The following is a 24,555-nucleotide window of genomic DNA, read 5'->3' as shown; positions in this document are numbered from 1 at the left end:
ACCGCCGCCCACGCTCGTCCTCGTACAGAAGGTTCTGGGGGTCATGGACAATCCCACCGTCACCAATCTCGCCATCACTGCCGTCGTGCTGCTGTGGTTGCTGTCCCGTCAGCTCGTGGAGCGCCCGCTGCGGGAGAAGTCCCCGGTCGGTCTGGTCCTGATCACCATCGGTGCGGTGGAGACCGGTTGGTACGTCACGGCTCATCCGCTGTCCTGGCGGGACGGTGTGCTGGTCGTCGTGAGCCTGGCCGTCGGGGTGGCGCTGGCGGCGGTGCGGGCGTTCACCGTGCGGTTGTCCGTGCGCGGGGACCGGGTCGTGCGGCAGGGTACGCCGCTCACCGCGGCGCTGTGGGTCGCCGGTCTGGGCCAGCACTTCCTGATCAACGCCGCGGTCTCGGCCGGGCTCGGCGCGGTCAGTGTCCTGTTCTACTTCGGTGTGGTGCTGCTGGCGCAGCAGCGGGTGTTGGTGGGGCGGGCCGCCACGGCGGGCCTCTCCGGTCGCTGACCGAGGACGCCCGCCGGCGATGACTGTGGGGCGCGCTCAGTGCCCGGCGTCGTCCCCGTCCGCCGCTGCCGGGGCGAAGTGGCGGATCCGGGCGGGGGTGGCGGGTTCGTAGGCGGGGATGCCCCGCGGGGTGCCGGTGGTGACGAAGGTGGCGACGGCGCCGGCGAAGGCGTCGCCGAGCGCCCGGGCGGCGGCGTCCGGGCGACCCAGCATGGGGCTGTCGGGGTAGTTGTCGAACGTGCGGAAGAGGAAGGGCAGTTCACTACAGTGGCAGGCGCCGAGGACGTTGCCGGCGCCGGGGGCGGTGTAGTCGAACTGGTAGACGTAGGTGCGGTTGCCGGCGGCGGCGTGGTGGTCGGCGATCTCCAGTGCGCCGTTGCGGAAATCGGCATCGGTCTTGGCGGCGATGGCGATCTGGCCGGGTGTGGCCTGCGGGAGCTGCCTGGCGTACCGCTGGTAGAGCTGCTCCGCTTCCCCCTCGGCGGGGGCCTGTTGGGCCAGGAGGGCCAGGGCGCCGGCGCGGCTGAGGGACTGGATGTTCGGGTCGAGTCCCATGAAGGCGGTCATCTCGTCGCGGGTGGTGCCGATCAGCACGTCCTTGCCGTCCAGGGCGCCCGCGGTGAGTGCGTCGCGCCAGGCACGGGCGGCGCCGACGCCGCCGAGCACCGGGTACATCGCCGGGGCGACGCCGCCTGCACGGGCGACTTGGACCGCCAACGTGCCGTAGGCGGTGAGGAGTTGTTCGACGGGCAGGGCGCGCAGGGCCTTGCCGGGGTCGGTCTGGCTGGTCACTTCCAGGAGGCGTAGGTATGCCTGGGCGTGCTCGGTGGCCAGGGCCGGGTCCTGTGGTGCCAGGCCCCAGGGGCCGCTCTGTAGCAGGACGCGGCGGACGAGTCCGGCGGTCTGCGGCTCGGTCGCGAGCGACAGCGCCGAGAACGCGCCGGCGGACTGGCCGCCGACCGTCACGGCGTCCGGGTCGCCGCCGAACGCGGCGATGTTGTCCCGTACCCAGCGGAGCGCCGCGGCCTGGTCCTGCACGCCGAGGTTGTCCGCGCCGATCTCCGGGAGGTGGAGGTAACCGAGCGGCCCCAGGCGGTAGTTGGCGGTGACGACGACCAGGTCGCCGTGGGCGGCGAGCCGGGCGCCGTCGTACCAGTCCCAGCCGCCCGAGCCGCTGCTGAACCCGCCGCCGTGGAACCACAGCAGGACCGGCCGGGCCGTTCCGTCCTCGCCGGACCCGTTCGGGCGCCAGACGTTCAGGGTGAGGCAGCCGTCCTCGTTCCAGTCCGGGGTGCGGCGCCCCATGACCGCTTCCAGCCGGGACGGGCCCTGGGGCGCGGCGGGTCCGGCGTGCTCCGCTTCCCGGATCCCCGACCACTGCGGGCCGGGCCGCGGCGGAGCGAACCGCAACGCGCCGACGGGGGACGCGGCGTAGGGGATCCCCCGGTAGGCCACCGCCCCCGCCTCGCTCCGCCCCCGGACCCGGCCCTGGTTCGTGGCCACGACCTGGTCGCTGTCCTGGGTCATCGTGCTCACCTTTCGTGGGTCGCGTGTTCCGCTCACCTGCTCCGGACGTTCTATCCCGGATGTGGCGATCCGGACCAGTGACCGCCGGGCGGTCGGCCGGTCGTGGGGCGGTCCGCGGCGGCCTCGGTCACGCCGGCGGGTCGTCCTGTGGCCCGGTCAGCTCGGCGGCCTGTTCCCGTAGGTGATCCAGCATCAGGCGGGCGGAGGGGGTGAGCGGCCGTCGGTCGGGCAGGGTGACGCCCACCGTGCGCCGCACCGGCTCCAACGCCACGGGCAGCGGCGCGATCTCCCCGTCGGTGCGCGCCACCAACTCCGGTAGCACCGCGATCATGTCGGTGTCGCGGACGAGGGTGCGGACGGCGAGCGCCGAGCTGCACTCGACCAGGTTGGTGGGCAGCGGCAGGCCCGCGCCGTGGAACACCTGCTCCAACTCCTGTCGTAAGGCGGTCTGTCGGAGCGGGACGACCCACGGGTGATCCAGCAGGTCAGCGAGGGTCAGACCGGGGCGGGAGCGGGCCGGGTGGCCGGGCCGGGCGACCAGGAGCACCGGCTCGCTGTAGAGGGTGATCTGACGGAGCGCCGGCTGGTCGTCGATGGGGTTGAGACGGCCCAGGACCAGGTCGACCTCGCCGTCCAGCAGCCGTGGCACCTGGGCGTCGAAGGTGGCTTCCTGGACGACCACGGTGATGCCGGGCCGGGCCGCCTTCAGTGCCGCGATGGCTCTGGGCAGCAGGACGTTGGAACCGGCGACCAGGGTGCCGACGGTCACCGTGCCGACCTCGCCGTCGGCCAGGCCGCTGATCCGGTCGCCGGCCCGCCGCAGCTCGGCGAGGACCGACCGGGCGTGCTCGATGAACGCCGCACCGAACAGCGTCGGCGTCGCCCCGCGAGGTCCGCGGACGAACAGTTCCACGCCCAGGATCCCTTCGAGTTCGCGCAGGCTCCGGGTGACCGCGGGCTGCGCCAGTCGCAGGTGTTCGGCGGCGCGCAGCACGCTGCCGTGCTCCTCGATGGCCACCACCAGCACCAGGTGCCGCAGCTTCAACCGTCCGTTCAGCAGATCCATCCCGCACCCACCCCCACCGGGCCCGCCCTTCCCCCGGAATACCCAAACGGCTATACCAGCCTCGCGAATTGGTATTGGACGAGCATATCTCGCGCCCCCAATGATGGCTCCACGGGCCGGAACACCAACCGGCCCGGGATCCACCGAGAGGAGCGGTATCGGTATGCAGCCGGCTCACTACATCGGCGGGGCGTTCCTGCCCCCGGAGCCCGAGGCGTCCGGCGGCGGTTTCCCGCTGGTCGACCCGGCGACCGGGGCGGTCGTCGGACGGGTTCCGGAGGCGTCGCGCGAGACGGTCGACGCGGCGGTGCGCGCGGCGCGCCAGGCACTGCGGGGTCCGTGGGGCGCGGCCGGGGTGCCGGAGCGGGCGGCCGCGCTGCGGATGATCGCCGACGGCATCGAGCAGCGCTTCGAGGCGTTCGTGGCGGCCGAGTCCGCCGACACCGGCAAGCCGCGCGAGTTGGCCGCCACCGTCGACATCCCGCGGGCCATCGGCAACTTCCGCTCCTACGCCGATCTGCTCTCCGCACAGGCGGAGCGGGCCTACCTCACCGACGTTCCCGATTGGAGCGGCGGCGCCGGGCAGGCACTGAACTACACCGTCCGGCGTCCACTGGGCGTGGTCGCGGTCATCGCGCCGTGGAACCTCCCGCTGCTGCTGCTCACCTGGAAGGTCGCCCCCGCGCTGGCGGCCGGCAATGCGGTGGTCGCCAAGCCGTCGGAGGAGACCCCCTCCACCGCGACGCTGCTGGCCGACGTGATCGACGAGGTGGGGCTGCCGGACGGTGCGTTCAACGTCGTCCACGGCCACGGGCCGGGCGCCGCCGGCGAGTTCCTCACCGCCCACCCGGACGTGGACGCGATCGCGTTCACCGGCGAGTCGGCGACCGGCACCGCCATCATGCGGGCGGCCGCCGACCACGTCACCCCGGTCTCCTTCGAACTCGGCGGCAAGAACCCCGCGGTGGTCTTCGCCGACGCCGACCTCGACGCGGCGGTGGCCGGCACGGTCCGGTCGGCGTTCACCCACTCCGGGCAGATCTGCCTGTGCACCGAGCGGGTCTACGTCGAGCGCCCGGTCTTCGACGCATTCGTCACCGCACTGGGCGCCCGGGCCCGCAAGCTCTCCGGCTACGGGCCGCTGATCTCCGCGCGCCACCGCGACAAGGTGCTGTCGTACTTCCGGCTCGCCGTCGAGGAGGGCGCCACCGTCGTCGCCGGCGGCAGCACCCCGTTCTTCGGCGACGAGCGGGACCACGGCTTCTACGCGGAGCCGACCGTGCTCACCGGGCTGCCGCCGACCGCCCGCGCGGTCCGCGAGGAGGTCTTCGGGCCGGTCTGTCACATCGCCCCGTTCGACACCGAGGAGGAGGCGGTCCGGCTCGCCAACGACAGCCCCTACGGCCTGGCGGCGACCGTGTGGACCAGCGACCTGTCCCGGGCGCACCGGGTGGCGCCGCGCATCGAGGCCGGCATCGTCTGGGTGAACTGCTGGAACCTGCGCGATCTGCGCACCCCGTTCGGCGGACGGAAAGCTTCCGGGATCGGCCGGGAGGGCGGCGAGCACTCGCTGGACTTCTTCTCCGAACCCACCAACATCTGCGTCCGGATCGGTGGGTGAGCGCGGTGACGGCAACCCCGACGACCGCCACCCGCGAGGTCGGCGTCAGCGCCGCCGCCCGGCAGCTGCTGGCCGCCCACGCCACCCGCACGCCCTGCGACCCGGTGCGCGACCTGATCGACGGTGTGGACGAGGCGTACGCCGTGCAGGAGATCCTGGCCCGCTCCTGGCTGGCCGCCGGCCGACGGCCGGTGGGCCGCAAGATCGGTCTGACCTCCCGCAGCGTGCAACGTCAACTCGGCGTCAACAGCCCGGACTTCGGGGTGCTCTTCAGCGATATGGCGGTGCCGGACGGGGCCGAGGTGCCGGCCGGTGCGGTGTTGCAGCCCCGGGCGGAGGCCGAGGTGGCTCTCGTCCTGGAGCGGGACCTGACCCACGAACGGCACACCGTTGCCGATCTGTTGCGCGCCACCGCGTTCGCGCTGCCGGCGATCGAGGTGGTCGGCAGCCGCATCCGTGACTGGGACATCGCGCTGACCGACACCATCGCCGACAACGCCTCGTGCGGGATGTACGTGCTCGGCAACCGCCCGGCCCGGCTGGCCGACCTGGACCTGCGGTTGTGCGGCATGGTCCTCGAACGCCGGGGGGAGCAGGTGTCCACCGGGGCCGGCGCGGCGTGCCTGGGCCATCCGTTGAACGCCGCGATCTGGTTGGCCGACACCCTGGTGCGGTGCGGTCGGCCGCTGCGCGCCGGGGACACCGTGCTGACCGGGGCGTTGGGCCCGATGGTCCGCACCGCGCCCGGCGACGTGCTGGAGGCCCGGATCGAGGGACTGGGGGACGTCCGGGTCGCGTTCGCCCAGGACGAGCCGGTCGACGACGGGGCCACAAGCGAGGAAGGCAACACGGCATGACCGACATCCAGGAGCTGGCCGCCACGCTCGACGACGCCGAACGGGGCGTCCGGGCGATCGCCCCGCTCACCGAGACCGGGCCGCTCGGCGTCGCGGACGCCTACCGGGTCCAGCGGGCCGTCCTCGCCCGCCGCACGTCCCGCGGCGAGCGGCTGATCGGGGTGAAGATGGGCTTCACCAGCCGGGCCAAGATGGTGCAGATGGGCGTCGACGACGTCATCTGGGGACTGTTGACCGACAGCATGTTGGTCGAGTCGAGGCTGGACCTGAGCGGCCTGATCCAGCCGCGGATCGAGCCCGAGATCGCGTTCCTGATCGGCCGCCGGATCCGCTCGGCCGCCGAGGCGGACGCCGCGGTCGCGGGCGTCGCGGTCGGCTACGAGGTGCTCGACTCCCGCTACCGCGACTTCGCGTTCACCCTGCCCGACGTGATCGCCGACAACGCGTCCGCCGCGGCCTTCGGCGTCGGCGCCTGGCACGACCCCCGCGACCTGGGCGGCATCGACAACATCGGCCTGGTGATGGAGATCGAGGGACGGCTCACCCAGACCGGTTCGTCGGCCGCGATCCTCGGCGACCCGATGCGCTCGCTGCGCGCCGCGGCCCGTCTCGCCGAACAGGCCGGCACCCCGTTGGAACCGGGCTGGGTGGTGCTGGCCGGCGCCGCCACCGCCGCCGTACCGCTCCCCCGGAACGCCCACGTCCGGGTCACCGGGGCGGGCCTGGGCAGCGTGGCGGTGACCACGGTATGAGCGACGCGATCCTGGTCGAGGGCAAGGCCGCACCGCGCGGGCGGTTCCCGCACCTGCGGCGAGCCGGCGACTACGTCTTCGTCTCCGGCACCAGCTCCCGCCGGCCCGACGGCAGCTTCGCCGGCGCCACCGCCGACGACCTGGGCGTCACCCGCGTCGACATCCGCGCGCAGACCCGGGCGGTCATCGAGAACCTCCGCGAGCTGCTGCGGGCGGCCGGCGGGGACCTCGGCGACGCGGTCAACCTCACCACCTACCTGGTCAACATGCACGACTTCGGCGGCTACAACGAGGTCTACGCCGAGTACTTCGACGAGACGGGGCCGGCCCGCACCACCGTCGCGGTCCACCAGCTGCCCCACCCTCATCTGCTCATCGAGATCGCGTGCACCGCGTATCTCCCGCGCCGGGCCGACCCCCGGCCCGACGGAACCGCGTCCCGTGTGTCACCGGCCAACGAGTCCTGAGGAGGGCAAAGGAATGACCCTGCCCAAGCTGTCGTGCGGAGTGCCGTTCAACTTCGAGCGGTGGATCGAGGAACACCGCGATCTGCTCCGCCCGCCGGTCGGCAACGTGCAGGTCTGGCAGGACAGCGACCTGATGGTCACCATCGTCGGCGGCCCCAACCAGCGCACCGACTTCCACGACGACCCGACCGAGGAGTTCTTCTACCAGCTCAAGGGCAACATGGTCCTCCGAGTGATGGAGGAGGAGGGCAAACCCCCCGTCGATGTGCAGATCAACGAGGGCGACGTCTTCCTGCTGCCGCCGCACGTGCGCCACTCACCGCAGCGGCCGGAGCCCGGCTCGATCGGCCTGGTGGTGGAGTTCGCCCGCCCCAGGGGCAGCAAGGACGCCTTCGAGTGGTACTGCACCGAGTGCTTCCACCTCGTCTACCGCGCCGAACTCCAACTCCACTCGATCGTCAACGACCTGCCGCCGATCTTCCGCGGCTTCTACGCCGGCGAACGCACCTGCCCGCGCTGCGGGGCCCGCCACCCCGGCGAGGACTGGCCCGAGCACCAGCGCCCGCAGACACTCCCCCGCGCCCGCAGTTGAACCCGGGGGCATCCCCCGTTCCGCCCCTGTACGGGGCCCACCATGCCCCGTGGGCGGGCCAGGCACCCCCGGCCGGCCCGCCCACGGGCCTTCGAAACGGAGTCCCGTGACCGTCACCGACGACCACCCTCGCACCCCCACCGACCGCCCCGACCGCGCCGCCGTCATCGACGTCCACACCCACCTCTTCCCGAGGATCTCCCGCGCCGAGAGCCGCATCCTGGCCGGTGCCGGGGAGCCCTGGCTGCGCGAGGTGGGCGACGGCACCGGCATGATGATGAGCGGCGCCGACGACTACCGCCCGGTCCACGCGGAACTGTGGGAGCCCGGCAGCCGACTCGCCGCCATGGACCGCTCCGGCGTCGACGTCCAGGCGGTCTCCTCCACTCCCCTGCTGTTCGGCTACGCCGCCGACCCGGCCCGCGCCGTCGACTGGTGCGAGCTGGTCAACCAGCGGATCCTGGACTTCTGCGGACAGGCCCCGGACCGGCTGCTGCCGCTGTGCCAAGTCCCGTTGCAGGACGCCGCATCGGCCGCCGCTGCGGTCACCAGGGCCAAGGCCGCCGGCCACCGCGGCGTGCACATCGGCAACCACGTCGGGCAGCGCTACCTCGACGACGCCGACCTCCTCGCGTTCCTCGCCCACTGCGCCGACGAGGACATGCCGGTCCTCGTCCACCCGTGGGACATGCTCGGCGCCGACCGGATGGCCCGCGGGTACATGCTGCCGTGGCTGGTGGGCATGGCAGCCGAAACCCAGCTCTCGCTCCTCTCACTGATCCTGTCCGGCGGCTTCGAACGGCTCCCGCGCTCGCTGCGGATGTGCTTCTGCCACGGCGGCGGCAGCTTCGCCTACCTCCTCGGCCGGGCCGACAACGCCTGGCACCACCGCGACATCGTCCGCGAGGACTCCCCACACCCGCCTTCCTTCTACACCGACCGCTTCTGCGTCGACTCGGCCGTCTTCGACCCCAGGGCGCTGCGCCTGCTGCTGGACGTGATGGGTACCGAACGGGTCATGCTCGGCACCGACTTCCCCTTCCCGCTCGGCGAGCAGGAACCCGGCGCGGCCGTCCGCGCCTGCGCCGGCCTCACCGACGCGGACCGCGCGGCGCTGCTCGGCGGCAACGCCCGCCGCTTCTTCGCCCCGTCGGCGCCCGCGGCGGACGCCCGATGAGCCTCGCCGCGCCCCGCACCAAGGTCGCGATCATCGGGTCCGGCAACATCGGTACCGACCTGATGATCAAGGTGCTCAGGACCTCCGAGGTGCTGACCGTCGCCGCACTGGCCGGCATCGACCCGGCCTCCGACGGTCTGGCCCTGGCCCGTCGTCTGGGCGTCCCCACCACCCACGACGGCGTCAACGGCCTCTTGGCGCTACCCGACTTCGACGCGATCGACATCATCCTGGATGCCACCTCCGCCGCCGCCCACCAGCACAACGCCACAGTGCTGGAGCCCTACGGCAAGCAGCTGATCGATCTCACCCCGGCCGCCCTCGGCCCGTACGTCGTCCCGTCGGTCAACCTCGACGAGCACCTGTGGGCACCCGACCTCAACATGGTCACCTGCGGCGGCCAGGCCACCGTACCGATCGTCGCCGCGGTCTCCCAGGTCGCCCACGTCCGCTACGCCGAGATCATCGCCTCGATCTCCGCCCGGTCCGCCGGCCCTGGCACCCGCGCCAACATCGACGAGTTCACCGAAACCACCGCCCGCGCCCTGGAGGTGGTCGGCGGCGCGGCCCGCGGCAAGGCCGTGATCATCCTCAACCCCGCCGACCCACCGCCTCTGATGCGCGACACCGTCCACTGCGTGGTCGACGACGACGCCGACGGCGTGGCCCTCACCAAGGCCATCGACGCCATCGTCACCGAAGTCGCCGCCTACGTGCCCGGATACCGGCTCAAACAACAGGTCCAGATCCGCCCGATCGGCCGGGACGACCCACTCACCGCACTCGCCGGCGGCAACGGACAGCTGGTCTCGACCTTCCTCGAAGTCGAGGGCGCCGCCCACTACTTGCCCGCCTACGCCGGCAACCTGGACATCATGACGTCCGCAGCACTGCGCGTCGCGGAAAGGCTGGCCACCCGATGACCCACGACCTCTACGTGCAGGACGTCACCCTCCGGGACGGGATGCACGCCATCCGGCACCAGTACGGCCTCGACCACGTCCGCGCCATCGCCCGGGCCCTGGACGCCGCGGGCGTCGCGGCCATCGAGGTCTCCCACGGCGACGGCCTGGCCGGCTCCAGCGTCAACTACGGCCCCGGCGCGCACACCGACGAGGAGTGGATCGCGGCCGCCGCCGACGTGGTGCAGCGCGCCACCCTCACCACCCTCCTGCTGCCCGGCATCGGCACCCTCGCCGAACTCAAGCGCGCGCACGCCCTGGGCGTGCGCTCCGTCCGCGTCGCCACCCACTGCACGGAAGCCGACGTCGCCGCCCAGCACATCGGCACCGCCCGCGAACTGGGCATGGACGTCGCGGGGTTCCTGATGATGGCCCACCTGGCCGATCCTGCGACCCTCGCCGCGCAGGCCAAGCTGATGGAGTCCTACGGCGCCCACTGCGTCTACGTCACCGACTCCGGCGGCCGCCTCACCATGGACGGGGTGCGCGACCGGATCCGCGCCTACCGCGACGTCCTGGACGCCGACACCGAGATCGGCATCCACGCCCACCACAACCTCGCGCTGGGCGTCGCCAACTCCGTGGTGGCGGTGGAGCACGGCGTCCGCCGGGTGGACGCCTCCCTCGCGGGCATGGGGGCGGGCGCGGGCAACTGCCCCCTGGAGGCGTTCGTCGCCGTCGCCGACCTCATGGGCTGGCGGCACGGCTGCGACATGTTCCGCCTGATGGACGCCGCCGACGACCTGGTCCGCCCGCTCCAGGACCGGCCGGTCCGGGTCGACCGGGAAACCCTCTCCCTCGGTTACGCCGGCGTCTACTCCAGTTTCCTCCGACACGCCGAGGACGCCGCCGAGCGCTACGGCCTGGACGCCCGCGAAATCCTCGTCGAGGCCGGCCATCGGGGCCTGGTGGGCGGCCAGGAGGACCTGATCGTGGACATCGCCCTGGACCTGGCGGAACACTCCTACTGACGCGAACCCCCTCCCCCGCACACTCATCGGGCACGTGTACCAGACACCGCACCGACCTGAGAACCCTGTCCGGAACCCGTACGGACCTCAGTGCGGCGCCGCGGCCACAGTGCCCCAGGCCCGCGCGATCTCGGCGGCCGGAAAGGGCGTCCGCTTGCTCTCGTTGAGCAGGCGACGGTGAAATTCGTCCAGCACCACGGCAGTTCGGGCATGCCGGTCGATGATCGCGGCGATCTCACGCGGAACGCGATCGGGCCGGTGGCCGGCGATCCACGCACGCAGGAAGGCGTCCTGCTCCATGCCGCCGAACAGCCCCTCGGGCAGGTGGTGGCGGAGCAGATGGCTCACGGAGTGGCAGCGGTCGTAGGCGAGATGGTCGGAGAGGAACTCCGCCTCGACCGCGTCCAGTTCGAAGTCGGAGCTCAGGGCGAGTCCGAAGTCCGCGAAATACAGCAGCCGGCCATCGGTCAGGACATTGGCGAAATGGGCGTCGAAGTGAACGAGTCCATGCGCGCTCATGAAGGCAGCACCGCGCATCAGCGCGTCCTCCACCCACAGGTACGGCGCGCCCTCCCCGCCTTCCGACGCGGCGGTCCGGTGGTCGTGCAACCAGTCGCCGAGTGTCTGCGGGACGTGTTCCAGGAAGAGCACCAAGCTGGACGACGACCGGCCGATGGCCTCCAGGCGCTCGCGCACGGCCGAGGAGCCCGCCCAGTGCACGACCGCCCCGTCGATGCCCCCGAGCTCGTCGGCGAACCCTTCGGGAGGGGAGTCGGGCAGGACGCGCCAGTGGTACATCAGCGGGAAGCCCGCGTACGCGTTCCCCAGGACCCAGTTGGTGGTCATGAGGTGCACGGCCAACTCGCGCCAGGCCCCGAACCCGGCTGAGCCCGCCCCGTACTGGTAGAACATCGGCAGTCCGAAGAGGTTCGCCGTCGACCGCAGGTTCTCCGGCCGCAACTCGAGGTCCGTCAGGGGGACCCGCTTGACGAACACCCGCGTGCCGTCGACGTCCAACTCCGCCGCCCGGCCGCCGATACCGGACCCGAGCGGGACTGCGCCAGTCACGATCTCGCCGAGCCGACGGTCGCTCAGCAGCGCCAGGCGCGTGGCCACGGTTCCATACGTGGCGAGCCGCGCGGCGTGGCTCGGGTCCGGGTGGTGCATCGACGACTCCTCGCTGTCCGGAACCTGACCTTCGGTGATCGCGCGGACGTGGTCGAGCCTATCCGCCTCACCGAAGCCACCGGAGGGGTACGAGCCGGTGCCGCCCTCCCCACATGGCGGCTGCCCAATGGCAGGCGGGCACTGCCGCCATGACGGGCCGCTAGCGGCTGTGCCGCTGTAGGGCGTCGTCGGTGACGGGCGTGAAGAAGTTGATCAGATTCCCGTCGGGGTCCCGGAACAGCAGGGAGCGGTTGCCCCACGGCATCGTCGTCGGCTGCTGGACGAACTCGCAGCCAAGCGGCGTCAATCGCTGGTATGCGGCGTCGACGTCGGCGACGCGGAACTCGGTGATCACCGTGCGGTTGGCGGCGGGCTGCGCGGAGCCGACGCCGAACAGCGGCACCGTGCGGTCGCTCGCGATCGCCAACGTGCACGAGGCGGTCACGAGTTCGGCGAAGTCGGGGGTCGACCACGTCGCGGTGACGGCGGTGACCTGCTCGTAGAACGCGACGAGGCGAGCGACGTCGTGGGTGATCACGCGAATCGAGACAAAGTTCATGAAGGGCTTGCTTCCTGTGAGAGGTGACGCCGGGGAAGGGCCGCCGGCTGACGGGACGCCTCGCACGCTAGGGCCGATACCGGGCAGAATCCGCCCGGTATGGGAGGCAGACTTGCCCGAGTGACCACATCGACCACTCGGGTGCTCGCCCTGCTGGAGATCCTTCAGGGCGGCGGCATCCGCACCGTCCCCGACCTGGCCGCTCGCCTCGGCGTCGACGAACGCACCGTCCGTCGCTACGTCGGCCACCTGCTGGATCTCGGCGTGCCCGTCGACTCGGTGCGCGGCCGCTACGGCGGTTACCGGCTCGCCCCCGGCTATCGGATGCCGCCGCTGATGCTCACCGACGAGGAGGCCCTGGCCGTGGTGCTCGGTCTCCTGGCCGCGCAGCGGGCCGGGCTGGTGACCACATCCGCCGCAGCGAGCGAGAGCGCCGCGGCCAAACTGCGGCGCGTCCTGCCCAAGGCCCTGGGACGGCGGCTGGAGGCGCTGCTGGATACGGCCGATTTCACCGCCCGGCCCCGCCCCGCCGCCGCTCCGGAAACGGAGGTACTGCTCGGACTTGCGGAGGCCACGCTCCATCAGCGGCCGGTGGCGCTCACTTACACCGACCGAACGGGCCGCAGTAGCGACCGCACCGTCCTGCCCTACGGCCTCGTGGCGCATTCCGGACGCTGGTACCTCACCGGCGCGGACCCGGCCGCCGCCGACGGGAACATACGGACCTTCCGGCTGGACCGGATCACCGCCCTGACCGTGCAGTCCGGTTCGTTCGTCGTCCCGGCAGAGTTCGACCCGGTGACAAGAGTGCTGGAGGGCCTCGCGCAGACGCCCTGGACCCACGACGTGTCGCTGCGCATCCGCGGCAGCATCGAACAGCTCCGCAGCCGTCTCCCGGCCGACATCGCGACGCTGTCCACGATCCCGGCCACCGCCGCACTCGGCGACACCGACCCGTCGGACGGCGGCGGGGCCCCGTCCGACGGCTCCGCCGACCCCACCACGGACGACGCGCACACCGGATGGGTCCGGGTCCGGATTCGAGCCGAGCGGCTCGACTGGATTCCCCCCGTACTGGCCGCTCTGGACCGCCCGTTCGTCATTGAACACCCCGCCGAACTGCGAGTCCTCGTACGCGCGTTGGCCCGCCGGCTTGCTGAGTACGGCGATCTCTGAGGTGGCCCTGGCTTGGCACGGCAGCGTCGTCGTAGCGGCCAGGTCTCCCCGGCGCCGGCTCCATGGGTCTCGCGCAGAGGCGGCCCGGCCGGGTCACTCCGGTGCGGCGCTCGGCACGTGGTCGACGAGGGTGAAGTAGTCGGCGGTCCCGGTGACCTCGAAGAGCCGTCGGACCACCGGCTGGAACGGGCCCGCCACCAGAAGCTTGTGCTGCCGGCGGTGGTGGGCACGCTGCGCGCCGAGCAGGACGTGGAGGACGGTGGAGTCCGCGAAGTCGGTGAGCGAGAGGTCGACCACGGTCCGTCGGGCCTCGTGCGACTCCGCCAACGCACACGCCTCTTCCAGGAGAGCGGCACTCTCGTGGTCGAGGGAGCCGGTGACGCGGATGACGAACACCTGATCCTCAACTGCGTGGGTGACCACGGCCGGTGTGGGTGCGTGCATGAGTGACAGGATGTCACGGGTGGTGGTCGTCGGACTCCCGGAGATCACGGGTACGGCCGGAATAGGCGTGCGGTTGCGGCCGGAATGAGCGTGCGGTTGACGCAACTTCCCGGCCAGGCTTGGGCGTTGCCCGGGCGATGGGCGGTCGGGCGGCATGTCGTGCGGAAGATTTGGCCGGGGGCGCATTGCGCGCGGGAGCCGGGCAGTGGAAGGGTGGGCGGCAGCCCCCTCGCACGCACGACCACGGAAGGTGAGCGGCTCCCGAAGGCCCGGAGCCCGACATCTGGTGAACTCCGCCAACCGCTCCGCCGACAGTACCTGGAGTGACGCAGCGCTGTACGCGGCGCCCCACCCGGCCCTCGTGGCCGACCCCGTGGGAACGGTGCGTAGGGCCAACGAGGCGTTCGGCCGGCTGGTGCCCGGCGCCGTCGAGGGCAGCCCGCTGCGCGAGGTACTGCCCGACTGGCTCCTCCTGGCCCACGACCGGCTCACCGCCACACCCGCGCCGCACGCCCCGCCGCCCCGGGGCGAGGTCGCCGGGCGCAGCTTCGAGGCGCACGCGACCCGCCTGCCCGACGGCGAGGTCGTGTGGTGGCTGACCGACGACACCGAGGTCCGGCTGGCCGAACGGCAACTGCTCCAGGAGCGCCATCGGGCCGCGTTCCTGGCCAGGGCCTCCAGCGAGCTGCTGTCCTCGCTGAACCTGGACCGCTGTATGGAGGTGGCCGGCCGGCTGGCGGCCGCCCACCTCGCGGATGCCGCCGTCGTCATCGCGCCCCCGCGCGGGCGGATGCTGCCGATGGTGTCCGCCGACGCCACCGGGACGTGCTCCCGCCAACTGGCCGGTGTCGAACCGGAGATGGTGCCCGGACTCGCGGAGGCTCTGCGGGGCTTTCCGCCGGTGCCCTCCCGGTGCATCGATCCGGCGGCGGCACCGGAGTGGCTGGTGCCCCAAGGCTTCGGGCCGGTGGGGGCGATGGTGGTCACCCCGCTGCCCGGCCATGGTGTCCCGGCCGGCGCGCTGGTCCTGCTCAGGCGCGCCCAGCACGTCGCGTTCAGCGAGAGCGAGGAGGTCTTCGCGCGGCTCTTCGCGGCTCGGGCCGGGGCGGCGATGTCCGCGGCCCGGCTCTACGCGGAACAGGCCCACATCACCGAGACGTTGATGCGCGACCTACTGCCGCCGCGCGTCGGCCAGGTCGACGGGATCGAGTTCGCGGCCCGCTACCGTGCGGCCAAGGACGGCGAGCGGGTCGGCGGCGACTTCTACGACATCCATCCGGCCGCGGCGTCCGGGGATGAATCCCTGGTGGTGCTGGGGGACGTGTGCGGCAAGGGGCTGGACGCCGCGGTGCTCACCGGCAAGATCCGCAACACCCTGCACGCGCTGCTGCCGCTGGCCGGGGACCACGTCCGGATACTGCGGCTGCTCAACGGCGCACTGCTCAGCTCCCATCACACCCGGTTCGCGACCCTCGTCGTCGCCTCGGCACGCCGCCGCGCGGACCGGGTGGAACTGCGGGTGACCTGCGCTGGGCACCCCGCTCCGTTGGTGGTCCGTGCGGACGGCAGCGTGGCGGAGGTCGAGACCCTCGGCAACCTCGTCGGCGTCCTGCCGGAGATCAATGCGGTGACCGCACCGCTCACCCTCGCCCCGGGCGAGTCCGTGGTGCTGTTCACCGACGGCATCACCGAGTCCAGGGGCGGCCCGCTGGGCGACGAACTCTTCGGCGACGCACGGCTGCGGCGGGCGCTCGCGCACTGCGCGGGAATGCCCGCCGAGGCGGTGGCCGAGCACGTCCAGATGCTCGCTGCCGAGTGGGTCGGTCCGAACAAGCACGATGACATGGCCGTGGTCACCATCACCGCGCCCCGGGGCGCTCCCTCCCCCGCGGCCGACGTTCCCTCGGCGGATGGGCACGGTGTATGACGACGTCCTCGACGGTCCCGTCCCCGGCGATGGCCGGAGACGACATTCCTGGAGCGCCCGACCTCGAACGGCACGACCCCGGAAAGCCCGCATGACCGACGCACCGCCCGCCCGGATACTCCGCCTCTCCTCGGCCGCCATCGGCCCCGACGCGCTCCGGATCACGGTGCGCGGCGAACTCGACGTCGGCAGCGCCCCCGAGTTCCAGGACGCCGTGGCCGAACAGCTCACCGCCCACGCGGGCCTGCGGGCCCTGCACGTGGACTGTGGTGGGCTGGTGTTGTGCGACTCCATGGGCCTGTCCGCCCTGTTGATGGTCCACCGCCGCACCAGCGCGCTGGGTGTGCGGTTGCACTTGGAGGAGCGTCCGCCGGCCCTCGACCGGCTGCTGACCGTAACCGGCACGCTGGAGCATCTCACCGCTCCCCCGGCTCCCCTGCACTGAAATGAAGCCGGTAACGCCCCGGGCGCGACCCGGCGGTGTGGCAGAGTGACCCCCTGATGCACGATTCTCAGCACGGCGGGTAGGCGCACACCCGAGGCCGGATCCTGCACCATCAGGGAGGTGAACGGTGGCTCTCACAGCGGAACTGCCCGCTACCTCAGGCGAAGCGCGCGACCGCGTGCTCGCCCTGCTGCACGCCTGTCACCGGCAGATCGACGACCTGGTGGTGGCCGACGCCTTGTTGATCACCTCGGAACTGGTCACCAACGCCCTGCGCCACGCCGGCGGGGTCACCGGCTTCGCCGCCCGCATCAGTGGGGGTCGGCTGGAGCTGACCGTCGAGGACGCCAGTGCGGTCCACCCGTTCGTCCCGTCCGACGACCGGGACGGCCGGATCGGCGGCTACGGCTGGTCGCTGGTCCGCCGGCTCGCCACGTCCGTCGCCATCACGCCGACGGCGCTCGGCAAGGGCATCCACGTCGCACTGCGCCTCGGGTGAGGAGTGTCGTGGGGGTGCCTGGCCCGGGTGATGGCCCCGGCTTCCCTCTCCTGGCCGCCCCTGGCCGGTGACCGTCGGTGTCCGGAGCGCCAGGTCCCCCGCGGCGGCGGGAATCGCCTCCGGTGTGCATGTCTCAGCCCGGGCCGGGTATGCGCCGGCACAGGTGCCCGCGGGGCCGGGCACGGAGGGAGGCGTGATGACCATCGTCGTGAACGGCACCGCGACCACGGCGCACACCACGGAACGCGACGGCGGTCTCCCGGAGGTGAGGCGTCCGAGCGCGGTGGCACCCCGGGACGCCCGCGAACTGTCCAAGCAGTTCTTCGTCCGGCTGCGCGAGCTCGAAGAGGGCACCCGCGCGTACCAGTACGCGCGGAACACGCTGATCGAGATGAACATGTCGATGGTGCGCTACGTCGCCCGCCGGTACCGCCACCGTGGCAACGACATGGAGGACATCGTCCAGGTCGGCACCATCGGGCTGATCAAGGCCATCGACCGCTTCGACCTCTCCCGCGAGGTGGAGTTCTCCACCTTCGCCGTCCCCTACATCCTCGGTGAGATCAAGCGGTTCTTCCGGGACACCGGTTGGGCGGTGCACGTGCCGCGCAGGTTGCAGGAGCTGCGCACCGAACTCGCCCGGGCCAAGGAGCAGTTGCACACGGTTTTGGACCGCGACCCCACCGTTGCGGAACTCGCGGCGCACCTCAGGCTGTCGGAGGAGGACGTGATCGAAGGTCTCGTCGCGGCCAACGGCTATTCCGCCGACTCCCTGGACACCCCGGTCGACCCCGATCCGCTCGACCAGCGACGCGCGTTGACCGAGGTCCTCGGTGCGGACGACCCCGCCTTGGAGACCGTCGAGGACCTCCACACCCTCGCGCCGCTGCTGCGGCAGCTCGACGCCCGCGAACGCCGCATCATCGAGCTCCGTTTCGGCCAGGAGATGACCCAGTCACAGATCGGGGTCGAACTCGGCGTGTCGCAGATGCACGTCTCCCGCCTGCTGAACCGGACGTTGAGCCGGCTGCGCACGGGCATGCTCACCGACCCCGAGCCCGACCCGTCGCCGGGCCCGTGAGCGGGCCGGCCCGCCCTCACGACCGTGGGGCGGACCGGCTCGCTGCTCAGCGCAGGTACTCCTCGATCACCTCGGCACCGCGTGCGGCACCGCCGCTCTCCCGTACGACCTTCCACATCCGGTCGAGGTTGGTGCGGACCGTGGCGTCGGATGCGACCCTGGCCACCGTGGAGCGCAGCGTCTCCGCGGTCACCGTGCGCGCGTCGAGCTGTTCACCGAGCCCGAGTTCCCGCACCCGACCGGCGTTGGCGGCCTGTTCGGGCATCTGCGGGACGGCGATCAGGCCGACGCCGTAATACAGGGCTTCCATGGTGGAGTTCATGCCGGTGTGCGAGACGAAGGCGGTGGCCCGCTGGAGCACGGCCGGCTGCGGGAACCGCGCCCGGACGTCGAACGACGCCGGAATCGGCCCCAATGCGGCCGGGTCCAACCCGCCCACTGACATCGCCACGTGGTACGGCTCGTCGGCGAAGGCTTCAATGCAGGTGCGGTAGAACTCTGGGCGGTCGTTGAAGACCGTGCCCAGCGATATGAACAGCACCGGGGCCTCGGGGTCCGGCGGCGACCACGGTTCGTCCTCCCGGCTACCCAGCGAGGGACCGATGAAGTGGAACCGGTCGTCGAAGGAGTCGCCGGCCGGTTGGAACTCCCTGGGTATGAATACCAGGTTGAGCTTTTCGATCACGTCCAACAGGTTCGTCGGGTCGAGCGTGAGGCCGTGCTCCGCGGCGAATTCCTCACAGTCGGGGCCGATCGCGGCGGTGACCGGATTCACCCCGTCGGTCTCCCGCATGAACTGGGAGAACAGTGAATATGTCTCGTTCGATGCGAAGTTGGGGATGAGGCGGACGGCCGGCAGGCCCAGGTCCTCGGCGAGGACCCGGGCGCACCAGTTCATCGCGTCGTAGCAGATCGCGTCCACGGACTCGGCGGTGCAGTGTTCCCGCAGCAGCGGATAGGCCGCCCGCATTCCGGTGAACAAGTGGCGCATGAAGCGGCCGAAGGTCTCCGGCCCGAACTCGGTGGGGGGTTCGATCGGTGGGAGCGGCGGCAACTCCACCCAGCGGGCGCCGGACCTGGTGACCGCATCGGCGTGTTCCGCGCTGGTGGCGTAGTCCACGCGATGGCCGCGCCGCACGAGTTCCTCGACCAGCGGCAGCGTGGGATTGATGTGACCGTGACCGAGAAGGGCCACGAATAACAGGTGTTTCGCCATGCCGAAAATCCTACCGATACCGGATTTTCGCCCCGGGTCCGCCCCCCTCACCCAACGGCGCCGCCGCCACCGCCGCCGGTTACTGCTCGGACGGCAGCCGGCGCACCAGGTTCCGCGCCAAGTGCCGGGCGGCGTGCGATCCTTCACCGTTGCCCGCCGCCAATAGTCGCAACAGTTCGATCGCGGCCTGCGCTTCCCGCAAGGTCAGCAGCGGCAGTCGTTCCTCGTCCAGATCCACCACGCCGTCGACGTGGCTGAGAAGGCGGGCGTTCATTTCGCTCATGGACGGGTTAACGGCCACTTACTTTCCCGGTTACGGTCGTGTGAACGGGCGGACGGCGGACAGCGGACGGAACGGTGGCGCACGGAGGCGCAGAAATACGGGCCCGAATCGCCCCACAGGAATAAATTCCCCACCCATACGCCAATAACGTCACCATTCGCACCACTCCCATGATTCGCATAATGGCCAGTTGTGCATGGTGGCGACCGTGCGCCGGCAGGCTCGCGGGCGCGACGGTCGGCGTATGCGCGGGCGCGAGCGCGGGAACGCCAGCCGCAACACTGCTCAACTCCCCAGGTCCGCACAGGACTTACCAATCCCTCGAAATCCCTTCCGGGCCCGACAGCCGGGGGTCATACTGCCTCCATAGCAACTCCGTCAACTCCTTACAACGGAGAACGAGTTCGATCACGGGGGTGCATGACCATGCCCGTTCCCGAACACCCGGCCACCTCACCGTCGAACACTTCACCGTCGGCGGCTCCCTCCTCCTCATCGGACACCCCACCACCTGAACACGGCCGGAGCGAGGCCACCCGGCTGCTCTGTGCGGGGGTCTACTTCGACGGGCAGTTCCGTCGCCGCGTCATCCAGGAACTGGTCGAACACGAGGAACGGCCGATCGCGCCCTCGCTGGGCTACGACGCGCTGCCGGTCCTCGCCCACGCCTTGCAGGCCCGTCGCCGAGAGGCGCAGACCGGGCTGTTACTGCTGGCCGTCTGGGGCGTGTTCGTCGGGCTCGACATGGCTGGCGTCGGCGCGCAGACGTTGCTGCCCATCCCGTGGTTCCTGGCGTACCTGGCGGTCTGTGTCGTGTCCTGGCTGGCACGCGGGACCCGCAGTTCCCTCTTCGCCCTCGGGCGCTCGGTGATCAAGGAAGCCACCCGCGGCCGACTCAAGGCCGTGCTGCCGGTGCTGCCGTTCGTGATCGCCGTGGCGTACTGGGCGGCCGTGCTCTTGACGCTGTTCCGCGGCGGTGATGCCTGGATCGCCGTGGTGTTCCCGATCCTGCTGGTGCCGCCCGTCTGGGCGTACCGGACGCACGTCGTCTCCGTGATGCGCCATCAGCTGAGCCGCGACGCCTTCGCCAAGGGAGGGCGTGCGGTGCTGCCGGCCACCGTCCAGTACCGGCGCATCGGTGCGGCCATCGCGCGAGAACAGCACGCCCGGCTGGCCATCTACGACCCGTTCCGACCCTTCGTCGGCGCCGGCACGCCGTACAAGCCGTGGTCGGTCGCCATGGAGCTGAAGCAGAAGACCTGGACGGGGTCCGAGGAGCGGGAGGAAGCAGACTCACCGCCACGGCCGCAACCCCTCTCGTTCACCAAGTCGCGGCCCGAGACCGACATCGCACCGCTCACCGGCCGCGAGGTCGTCGATCTGATCAAGCCTCGCCTGGAGGCGCTGCGCACCTCGGCCGCGGCCACCAGCCGGGACCGGCTGCGCTCCCTCGAAGTCGAGGAACTGGTCTATCTGCCGGTCGGGCTGCCGCGGCAGGAGGTGAACTACGCTCCCGACGTCATCCGCGACCACCTCGACCGGGCGGTCGGCGAGGGCGCCGAGGCCCGCCGCCACTTCCTGCGGGTGCGGGTCGGGGCCTGGGACGAGCAGGTCGCGATCTGTCTGCTGGTCCGCATCCACACCCAGGGCGGGATGTTGGTGCTGGAGGTCGCCCCGCACGTCCTGACGCCGGTGCGCCCGGAGTTCAAGTCGGTGGACGTGCTCGCGGCGCACGGCGGGGACGGCCCGCTGCGCGATGCCGTCCGCGGTGTGCTGACCAGCCCCTCGGCGGGGTGCGCCGCCGCGGTCTCGCTGGGTCAGGCGGTGGTGTCCCTCTTCCGCACCTGGCTGGCGATGCCGCAGTACGCACTGCCGGACGCGCCGGCCGCGTCCGTGCGGGAGTTGGGGAGCGTGGCGGAACTCTCGCTGTTCCAGGAGATGGACATCAGCCGTTACGTGAAGACCCTGCAGGACCGGATCGCCAACGGGGTGCAGGAGGCCCTGCGGAATAAGGGTTACGAAACGGGCGTGTTCGATCAGTACATCATCAACGTGGGTGAGGGCGGGGTGTTCATCGGCGGGATGAGCGGCGGCGCGGTCGCCTCCGGCGAACGGGCCTCGGCGAAGCACACGGACGCATCGACGGAGACGGGGGGCGGTCGAGGATGACGGTCAAGGACCGGGAACCGACGGAGGGCCGGGAGGCTTCCGCCGCCGAAACGGGCGGCTCTCCCCCGCCCCGCGACGAGGCGCCGGGCGGCAACAGCGCCAGCGGCGGCGGCATCAGCATCGGCGTACTGACCGGCGGCGCGGTCGCGGCCGGGGAGCGGGCCAGTGCCGAGGACCGCTCGCTGCGGGACGGCCGCCCGGCACCGCCGCTCGGGCTCGTGGACGGGGCCGCGGCGCCCGTCGTACCGCCGAGCACCGACGGCGGGATCAGCATCGGCGTCATGGCCGGCGGCGCCGCCGCCGCGGGCACGGATGCCCGGGCGCTCGACGCCTCCACCCAACCGGCGATCGACGCGCCGCCGGAGCTCCGCGCGGCCCTGGGCACCCTGCGCCAACAGCTGCCCCTGCTCAATGCGACGGACGAGACGGCGGAGATCGACGCCCAACTGGCCGATGCCGAAGCGGAGATCGACACCACGGGGCAGGTACGACGGGACCGTCTGCAACGGCTGCGCGACCGCCTCGACCTCGGTACGACGGCCGTGGCGGGGCTCGCCTCGGCGACCGCCGTGGTCCAGCAGATCATCCAACTCCTCGGCGGCCAGGGCTAGGAGGGGGCCGGCATGGACCAGTGGAACGAGGACACCCAGGAGTGGGTGGAGCCGTCGCGTCCGACCAACGCGCTACCGGACGGCAGGTCGCATCGCATGCTGATCGTGACGGTCACGGTGCTCGTGCTGGTCGCGGCGGCCGTCGTCGGCCTGTGGCAGCTGGCGCGCGACGACAGTCAGGGCTCCCCGGGGTGGAGTGGCATCCAGCCTTCCGCGCCCGGCGTCAGCTGGTCGGGCACCCCCGGCCAACCCACACCCTCGTCGGTGCCGGGCGACCTCGGCACGGCCGCCGACCCCTGCACGGCGCTCGACGCGAACACGGCCGCGACCTTGGGCCTGTCCCCGGGCCGCTCCGAGAATCCCACCAACCCGCAGGCCGGGCTGAAGGCGTGCAGTTGGAGCGGGACCGGGTCCTCGGGCGGCGCGTCCGTCACCTACACGCTGATCTACTCCAGGGACGTCCCGGTGTCACCGGAACCCACACCGACCAGCATCGCCGGCCTGCCCTCTGCGTCGGTCACCGGGAACGACCTGGGGTGCGTGGTCCTGTGGCCCACCTCGTTCGGGAAGGCGATGGTGCACGCCAAGTCGGACAGCGGATCACAACCGAACCTGTGCAACTCCGCCGCCGGTTTCGCCACCGAGGTGGCTCCGAGGGTGCCGTCCTGACACCGGGCAGTGGGTTCGCTGCCGTACGGGACGGTCGTCACCCTTGTCCGCAAGGTCAACGGCCAGGACGTCCCCGGCAATCCGCACTGGTACGAACTCGGTGCAGGCCCGTTCGCCTGGTCGTCGGGCCCGGGCTGGGGGCCGGCAACTGTCGAGCCCCGGCCCGTGGTTCAGGCGGCGTCGGTGCGCACGGCGGTGACCGCTACCGTCGCGTAGCCCATCGTGAAGCTGCCGCCCCGTGCGTCGATGGCGGCCCCGACGCCCGCCAGTACCTCCGTCAGCGCGGCCGGTGGGAGCCGGGTGAAGGCACCGAGGGTGGGCATCTGGTCCAGCCATGCGTCCCTGGTGTAGGTCCACTCCCAGTCGTATCGCCACTGCTCCGGTGCGTCGAACCGGCCCGCGCTCCGGATCCCGTCGACGGCCCTGGCGGACACCGGCCGGTAGGAGTCCAACCCTCCCTTCGTCATCGCCGTAAGGTCGAACGGGGCGTCGGGCAGCACCCGCCGGCAGACCTCGGCGAAGGCGTCCGCCAGGTCGGAGGGGAAGCGGAAGACGTTCCAGAACGGTGCCAACAGGCCGCCGGGGCGCAGCGCCCGGGCGGCCTTGTCCGCGCCCGCGACCGGGTCGATCCAGTGCCAGGCCGTACCGGCGACCACAGCGTCGTAGTTGCGGCCGCTGGGCTCCCAGTCCTCGAACGTCGCGACGTCGACCTCAGTACCGAAGTCCCGTGCCACGTCGGCCATCCGTGCGTCGGGCTCGACCCCGAGCACCCGGCAGCCGGCCGCCTGGAACTGCCGGGCGGCGATGCCCGTTCCGCAACCGACGTCGAGGACGTCGAGATCGGGTCGACCGGCGACGATCCGCTGTATCAGGGCGTCGGGGTAGCGGGGGCGGGCCCGGTCATAGCGTGCGGCGTCCGAGCCGAACGACTCTGCCAACCGGCGGTGTTGATGAGGTTCGGGGCGCCCGGAGGGCGGTAAAGTGGGCATGCGCCCACTATGGTGGGCACTTGCCCACTCGTCAACCGGGTGGGCAGCAACCGGGGGCCGATCAACGAAGAAGGGGTGCACCGTGCCGACAGGGGTAGCCATCCGCGACGTCCGGGAGCAGCTGTTCGACGCCGCCGAGCGGATCCTGCTGCGGGACGGGTCGAACGCACTGACCAGCCGGGCGGTCACCACGGAGGCGGGCTGCGCCAAAGGGGTCCTGCACCGGCACTTCGCCGATTTCGACGCCTTCCTGGCCGAGCTCGTACGGGACCGGATCGGCCGGATCGACGAGCAGTCCGCCGCCCTGCGCAGGTCCGCCGGGACCGGCACGGTGGCCGACAACCTCACTACCGCGCTGCTGGACGTGTTCGGATCGGTCGCCGTGGCGATCGTCGGCCTCGTCATCTCCCGCGACGGTCTGCGCGCCCGGCTGCGGCAGGGCGGCTCGGTCGGCATCCCGCTCCTCGCCGAGGCCACCGCGATGATCACCGTCTACCTGGACGCCGAGCGCGAGCTGGGCCGGGTCGCGGCGGACGCCGACGTCGACACCCTGGCGCCGACTCTGATCGGGGCCGGCCACCTGCTGTTCGCCGATCGGGAGGCCGATCGGGAGGGCACGCCACCGGCGCCCGCGGCCGTCCGCAAGGTCGTCACGACGGTCCTCGCCGCCGTGACACGACAACCGTGACGCGAGAACCAAGAGGCGAAAACCAGGACGCGAGAGTCCCGGCAGGTGTCCCCGTGCGAGAGTCCCGAAGCGGGAGTCGTGACGCCTGTGACGCCGAGGGGCAGCCGGTCAACAGTCTGTTGGAGAGGGCCCGGT

General features: G+C 71.7%; 26 protein-coding genes. 18 read left to right on the top strand and 8 right to left on the bottom strand.

Features of this window, described 5'->3' with window-relative positions:
* Nucleotides 1-43: 43 nt before the first annotated feature.
* Entirely contained in the window at nt 44-505 is a 462-nt protein-coding gene (locus ACO0M4_RS15680) for a hypothetical protein (protein ID WP_430370799.1), read from the top strand.
* Nucleotides 506-541: 36 nt separating this feature from the next.
* On the opposite strand, the gene ACO0M4_RS15675 is transcribed toward ACO0M4_RS15680, so the two are convergent.
* Both ACO0M4_RS15675 and ACO0M4_RS15670 read right to left on the bottom strand, forming a co-directional pair.
* On the bottom strand, nt 542-2,032 hold the full coding sequence (locus ACO0M4_RS15675) for a carboxylesterase/lipase family protein (RefSeq protein WP_430370798.1): 1,491 nt from the start codon (nt 2,030-2,032) through the stop codon (nt 542-544).
* Between the two features lie 127 nt (nt 2,033-2,159).
* Entirely contained in the window at nt 2,160-3,098 is a 939-nt protein-coding gene (locus ACO0M4_RS15670) for a LysR substrate-binding domain-containing protein (RefSeq protein WP_430370796.1), read from the bottom strand.
* 163 nt (nt 3,099-3,261) lie between these two features.
* Between ACO0M4_RS15670 and ACO0M4_RS15665 the strand changes: the two genes are divergently transcribed.
* The 8 genes from ACO0M4_RS15665 to dmpG all read left to right on the top strand — a co-directional run bounded on the left by ACO0M4_RS15665 (nt 3,262) and on the right by dmpG (nt 10,497).
* Complete coding sequence (locus tag ACO0M4_RS15665; RefSeq protein ID WP_430370795.1) at nt 3,262-4,719, top strand: 2-hydroxymuconic semialdehyde dehydrogenase; 1,458 nt, start codon at nt 3,262-3,264, stop codon at nt 4,717-4,719.
* Complete coding sequence (locus ACO0M4_RS15660) at nt 4,716-5,576, top strand: 2-keto-4-pentenoate hydratase (protein WP_430370794.1); 861 nt, start codon at nt 4,716-4,718, stop codon at nt 5,574-5,576. Before ACO0M4_RS15665 ends, ACO0M4_RS15660 begins: the two co-directional genes overlap by 4 nt.
* Complete coding sequence (locus ACO0M4_RS15655) at nt 5,573-6,328, top strand: 2-keto-4-pentenoate hydratase (RefSeq protein WP_430370793.1); 756 nt, start codon at nt 5,573-5,575, stop codon at nt 6,326-6,328. The genes ACO0M4_RS15660 and ACO0M4_RS15655 overlap by 4 nt, the downstream gene beginning before the upstream one ends.
* Complete coding sequence (locus tag ACO0M4_RS15650; protein ID WP_430370791.1) at nt 6,325-6,795, top strand: RidA family protein; 471 nt, start codon at nt 6,325-6,327, stop codon at nt 6,793-6,795. Before ACO0M4_RS15655 ends, ACO0M4_RS15650 begins: the two co-directional genes overlap by 4 nt.
* Nucleotides 6,796-6,808: 13 nt before the next feature.
* Entirely contained in the window at nt 6,809-7,387 is a 579-nt protein-coding gene (locus ACO0M4_RS15645; protein WP_430370790.1) for a 3-hydroxyanthranilate 3,4-dioxygenase, read from the top strand.
* Between the two features lie 106 nt (nt 7,388-7,493).
* The gene (locus ACO0M4_RS15640) at nt 7,494-8,564 is read left to right on the top strand and encodes an amidohydrolase family protein (RefSeq protein ID WP_430370789.1); all 1,071 of its coding nucleotides are present in this window, start codon (nt 7,494-7,496) and stop codon (nt 8,562-8,564) included.
* Entirely contained in the window at nt 8,561-9,487 is a 927-nt protein-coding gene (locus tag ACO0M4_RS15635; RefSeq protein ID WP_430370788.1) for an acetaldehyde dehydrogenase (acetylating), read from the top strand. The genes ACO0M4_RS15640 and ACO0M4_RS15635 overlap by 4 nt, the downstream gene beginning before the upstream one ends.
* Entirely contained in the window at nt 9,484-10,497 is a 1,014-nt protein-coding gene (dmpG, locus tag ACO0M4_RS15630) for a 4-hydroxy-2-oxovalerate aldolase (RefSeq protein WP_430370787.1), read from the top strand. The genes ACO0M4_RS15635 and dmpG overlap by 4 nt, the downstream gene beginning before the upstream one ends.
* Nucleotides 10,498-10,584: 87 nt before the next feature.
* On the opposite strand, the gene ACO0M4_RS15625 is transcribed toward dmpG, so the two are convergent.
* Together ACO0M4_RS15625 and ACO0M4_RS15620 are read right to left on the bottom strand one after the other, a co-directional pair.
* Nucleotides 10,585-11,664 (bottom strand): protein kinase family protein, encoded by a 1,080-nt coding sequence (locus ACO0M4_RS15625; RefSeq protein WP_430370785.1) that lies wholly within the window; start codon nt 11,662-11,664, stop codon nt 10,585-10,587.
* A gap of 160 nt (nt 11,665-11,824) precedes the next feature.
* Nucleotides 11,825-12,223 carry a VOC family protein gene (locus ACO0M4_RS15620; RefSeq protein WP_430370784.1) on the bottom strand — a complete coding sequence of 133 codons (399 nt, stop codon included), beginning with the start codon at nt 12,221-12,223 and terminating at the stop codon, nt 11,825-11,827.
* 120 nt (nt 12,224-12,343) lie between these two features.
* On the opposite strand from ACO0M4_RS15620, the gene ACO0M4_RS15615 reads away from it, so the two are divergent.
* The gene (locus ACO0M4_RS15615) at nt 12,344-13,399 is read left to right on the top strand and encodes a helix-turn-helix transcriptional regulator (RefSeq protein WP_430370782.1); all 1,056 of its coding nucleotides are present in this window, start codon (nt 12,344-12,346) and stop codon (nt 13,397-13,399) included.
* 93 nt (nt 13,400-13,492) lie between these two features.
* Here the strand turns inward: ACO0M4_RS15615 and ACO0M4_RS15610 are convergent, their stop codons facing one another.
* Nucleotides 13,493-13,843, bottom strand: a complete 351-nt coding sequence (locus tag ACO0M4_RS15610; RefSeq protein ID WP_430370780.1) for an STAS domain-containing protein — start codon at nt 13,841-13,843, stop codon at nt 13,493-13,495.
* A 283-nt stretch (nt 13,844-14,126) separates the two neighbouring features.
* Between ACO0M4_RS15610 and ACO0M4_RS15605 the strand changes: the two genes are divergently transcribed.
* From ACO0M4_RS15605 to ACO0M4_RS15590, 4 genes are all read left to right on the top strand, one after another.
* Nucleotides 14,127-15,770 (top strand): SpoIIE family protein phosphatase, encoded by a 1,644-nt coding sequence (locus ACO0M4_RS15605; protein ID WP_430371396.1) that lies wholly within the window; start codon nt 14,127-14,129, stop codon nt 15,768-15,770.
* A gap of 91 nt (nt 15,771-15,861) precedes the next feature.
* Entirely contained in the window at nt 15,862-16,215 is a 354-nt protein-coding gene (locus ACO0M4_RS15600; RefSeq protein ID WP_430370779.1) for an STAS domain-containing protein, read from the top strand.
* A 127-nt stretch (nt 16,216-16,342) separates the two neighbouring features.
* Nucleotides 16,343-16,714, top strand: coding sequence for an ATP-binding protein (locus ACO0M4_RS15595; RefSeq protein ID WP_430370777.1), 372 nt, complete (start codon nt 16,343-16,345; stop codon nt 16,712-16,714).
* 196 nt (nt 16,715-16,910) lie between these two features.
* The gene (locus ACO0M4_RS15590) at nt 16,911-17,795 is read left to right on the top strand and encodes an RNA polymerase sigma factor SigF (RefSeq protein WP_430370776.1); all 885 of its coding nucleotides are present in this window, start codon (nt 16,911-16,913) and stop codon (nt 17,793-17,795) included.
* A gap of 46 nt (nt 17,796-17,841) precedes the next feature.
* On the opposite strand, the gene ACO0M4_RS15585 is transcribed toward ACO0M4_RS15590, so the two are convergent.
* The gene (locus ACO0M4_RS15585) at nt 17,842-19,011 is read right to left on the bottom strand and encodes a macrolide family glycosyltransferase (protein WP_430370775.1); all 1,170 of its coding nucleotides are present in this window, start codon (nt 19,009-19,011) and stop codon (nt 17,842-17,844) included.
* 79 nt (nt 19,012-19,090) lie between these two features.
* Nucleotides 19,091-19,285 carry a hypothetical protein gene (locus tag ACO0M4_RS15580; protein ID WP_430370774.1) on the bottom strand — a complete coding sequence of 65 codons (195 nt, stop codon included), beginning with the start codon at nt 19,283-19,285 and terminating at the stop codon, nt 19,091-19,093.
* A gap of 435 nt (nt 19,286-19,720) precedes the next feature.
* On the opposite strand from ACO0M4_RS15580, the gene ACO0M4_RS15575 reads away from it, so the two are divergent.
* The 3 genes from ACO0M4_RS15575 to ACO0M4_RS15565 are packed head-to-tail and all read left to right on the top strand — an operon-like array spanning nt 19,721 to nt 22,743.
* Nucleotides 19,721-21,463 carry a hypothetical protein gene (locus ACO0M4_RS15575; protein ID WP_430370772.1) on the top strand — a complete coding sequence of 581 codons (1,743 nt, stop codon included), beginning with the start codon at nt 19,721-19,723 and terminating at the stop codon, nt 21,461-21,463.
* Nucleotides 21,460-22,074 (top strand): hypothetical protein, encoded by a 615-nt coding sequence (locus ACO0M4_RS15570; protein ID WP_430370771.1) that lies wholly within the window; start codon nt 21,460-21,462, stop codon nt 22,072-22,074. The genes ACO0M4_RS15575 and ACO0M4_RS15570 overlap by 4 nt, the downstream gene beginning before the upstream one ends.
* Nucleotides 22,075-22,086: 12 nt before the next feature.
* Nucleotides 22,087-22,743 carry a DUF3558 family protein gene (locus ACO0M4_RS15565; RefSeq protein ID WP_430370769.1) on the top strand — a complete coding sequence of 219 codons (657 nt, stop codon included), beginning with the start codon at nt 22,087-22,089 and terminating at the stop codon, nt 22,741-22,743.
* A 170-nt stretch (nt 22,744-22,913) separates the two neighbouring features.
* On the opposite strand, the gene ACO0M4_RS15560 is transcribed toward ACO0M4_RS15565, so the two are convergent.
* A complete protein-coding gene (locus ACO0M4_RS15560; protein ID WP_430370767.1) occupies nt 22,914-23,732 on the bottom strand; it encodes a class I SAM-dependent methyltransferase in 819 nt (272 codons plus the stop codon).
* 82 nt (nt 23,733-23,814) lie between these two features.
* On the opposite strand from ACO0M4_RS15560, the gene ACO0M4_RS15555 reads away from it, so the two are divergent.
* On the top strand, nt 23,815-24,420 hold the full coding sequence (locus tag ACO0M4_RS15555; protein WP_430370766.1) for a TetR/AcrR family transcriptional regulator: 606 nt from the start codon (nt 23,815-23,817) through the stop codon (nt 24,418-24,420).
* Nucleotides 24,421-24,555 lie beyond the last annotated feature (135 nt).

Source organism: Streptomyces sp. RGM 3693 (assembly GCF_050471125.1).
In the GTDB taxonomy this organism is placed as follows: domain Bacteria; phylum Actinomycetota; class Actinomycetes; order Streptomycetales; family Streptomycetaceae; genus Streptomyces.
This window is presented reverse-complemented; position numbering and strand designations above follow the sequence as displayed.

What these genes read in the sequence shown, in the direction of transcription:
- ACO0M4_RS15680 (WP_430370799.1), top strand. Translation starts at nt 44, where the DNA reads ATGGACAATCCCACCGTCACCAATCTCGCCATCACTGCCGTCGTGCTG.
- ACO0M4_RS15675 (WP_430370798.1), bottom strand. Translation starts at nt 2,032, where the DNA reads ATGACCCAGGACAGCGACCAGGTCGTGGCCACGAACCAGGGCCGGGTC.
- ACO0M4_RS15670 (WP_430370796.1), bottom strand. Translation starts at nt 3,098, where the DNA reads ATGGATCTGCTGAACGGACGGTTGAAGCTGCGGCACCTGGTGCTGGTG.
- ACO0M4_RS15665 (WP_430370795.1), top strand. Translation starts at nt 3,262, where the DNA reads ATGCAGCCGGCTCACTACATCGGCGGGGCGTTCCTGCCCCCGGAGCCC.
- ACO0M4_RS15655 (WP_430370793.1), top strand. Translation starts at nt 5,573, where the DNA reads ATGACCGACATCCAGGAGCTGGCCGCCACGCTCGACGACGCCGAACGG.
- ACO0M4_RS15650 (WP_430370791.1), top strand. Translation starts at nt 6,325, where the DNA reads ATGAGCGACGCGATCCTGGTCGAGGGCAAGGCCGCACCGCGCGGGCGG.
- ACO0M4_RS15645 (WP_430370790.1), top strand. Translation starts at nt 6,809, where the DNA reads ATGACCCTGCCCAAGCTGTCGTGCGGAGTGCCGTTCAACTTCGAGCGG.
- ACO0M4_RS15635 (WP_430370788.1), top strand. Translation starts at nt 8,561, where the DNA reads ATGAGCCTCGCCGCGCCCCGCACCAAGGTCGCGATCATCGGGTCCGGC.
- dmpG (WP_430370787.1), top strand. Translation starts at nt 9,484, where the DNA reads ATGACCCACGACCTCTACGTGCAGGACGTCACCCTCCGGGACGGGATG.
- ACO0M4_RS15625 (WP_430370785.1), bottom strand. Translation starts at nt 11,664, where the DNA reads ATGCACCACCCGGACCCGAGCCACGCCGCGCGGCTCGCCACGTATGGA.
- ACO0M4_RS15620 (WP_430370784.1), bottom strand. Translation starts at nt 12,223, where the DNA reads ATGAACTTTGTCTCGATTCGCGTGATCACCCACGACGTCGCTCGCCTC.
- ACO0M4_RS15610 (WP_430370780.1), bottom strand. Translation starts at nt 13,843, where the DNA reads ATGCACGCACCCACACCGGCCGTGGTCACCCACGCAGTTGAGGATCAG.
- ACO0M4_RS15600 (WP_430370779.1), top strand. Translation starts at nt 15,862, where the DNA reads ATGACCGACGCACCGCCCGCCCGGATACTCCGCCTCTCCTCGGCCGCC.
- ACO0M4_RS15590 (WP_430370776.1), top strand. Translation starts at nt 16,911, where the DNA reads ATGACCATCGTCGTGAACGGCACCGCGACCACGGCGCACACCACGGAA.
- ACO0M4_RS15585 (WP_430370775.1), bottom strand. Translation starts at nt 19,011, where the DNA reads ATGGCGAAACACCTGTTATTCGTGGCCCTTCTCGGTCACGGTCACATC.
- ACO0M4_RS15580 (WP_430370774.1), bottom strand. Translation starts at nt 19,285, where the DNA reads ATGAACGCCCGCCTTCTCAGCCACGTCGACGGCGTGGTGGATCTGGAC.
- ACO0M4_RS15575 (WP_430370772.1), top strand. Translation starts at nt 19,721, where the DNA reads ATGCCCGTTCCCGAACACCCGGCCACCTCACCGTCGAACACTTCACCG.
- ACO0M4_RS15570 (WP_430370771.1), top strand. Translation starts at nt 21,460, where the DNA reads ATGACGGTCAAGGACCGGGAACCGACGGAGGGCCGGGAGGCTTCCGCC.
- ACO0M4_RS15565 (WP_430370769.1), top strand. Translation starts at nt 22,087, where the DNA reads ATGGACCAGTGGAACGAGGACACCCAGGAGTGGGTGGAGCCGTCGCGT.
- ACO0M4_RS15560 (WP_430370767.1), bottom strand. Translation starts at nt 23,732, where the DNA reads ATGCCCACTTTACCGCCCTCCGGGCGCCCCGAACCTCATCAACACCGC.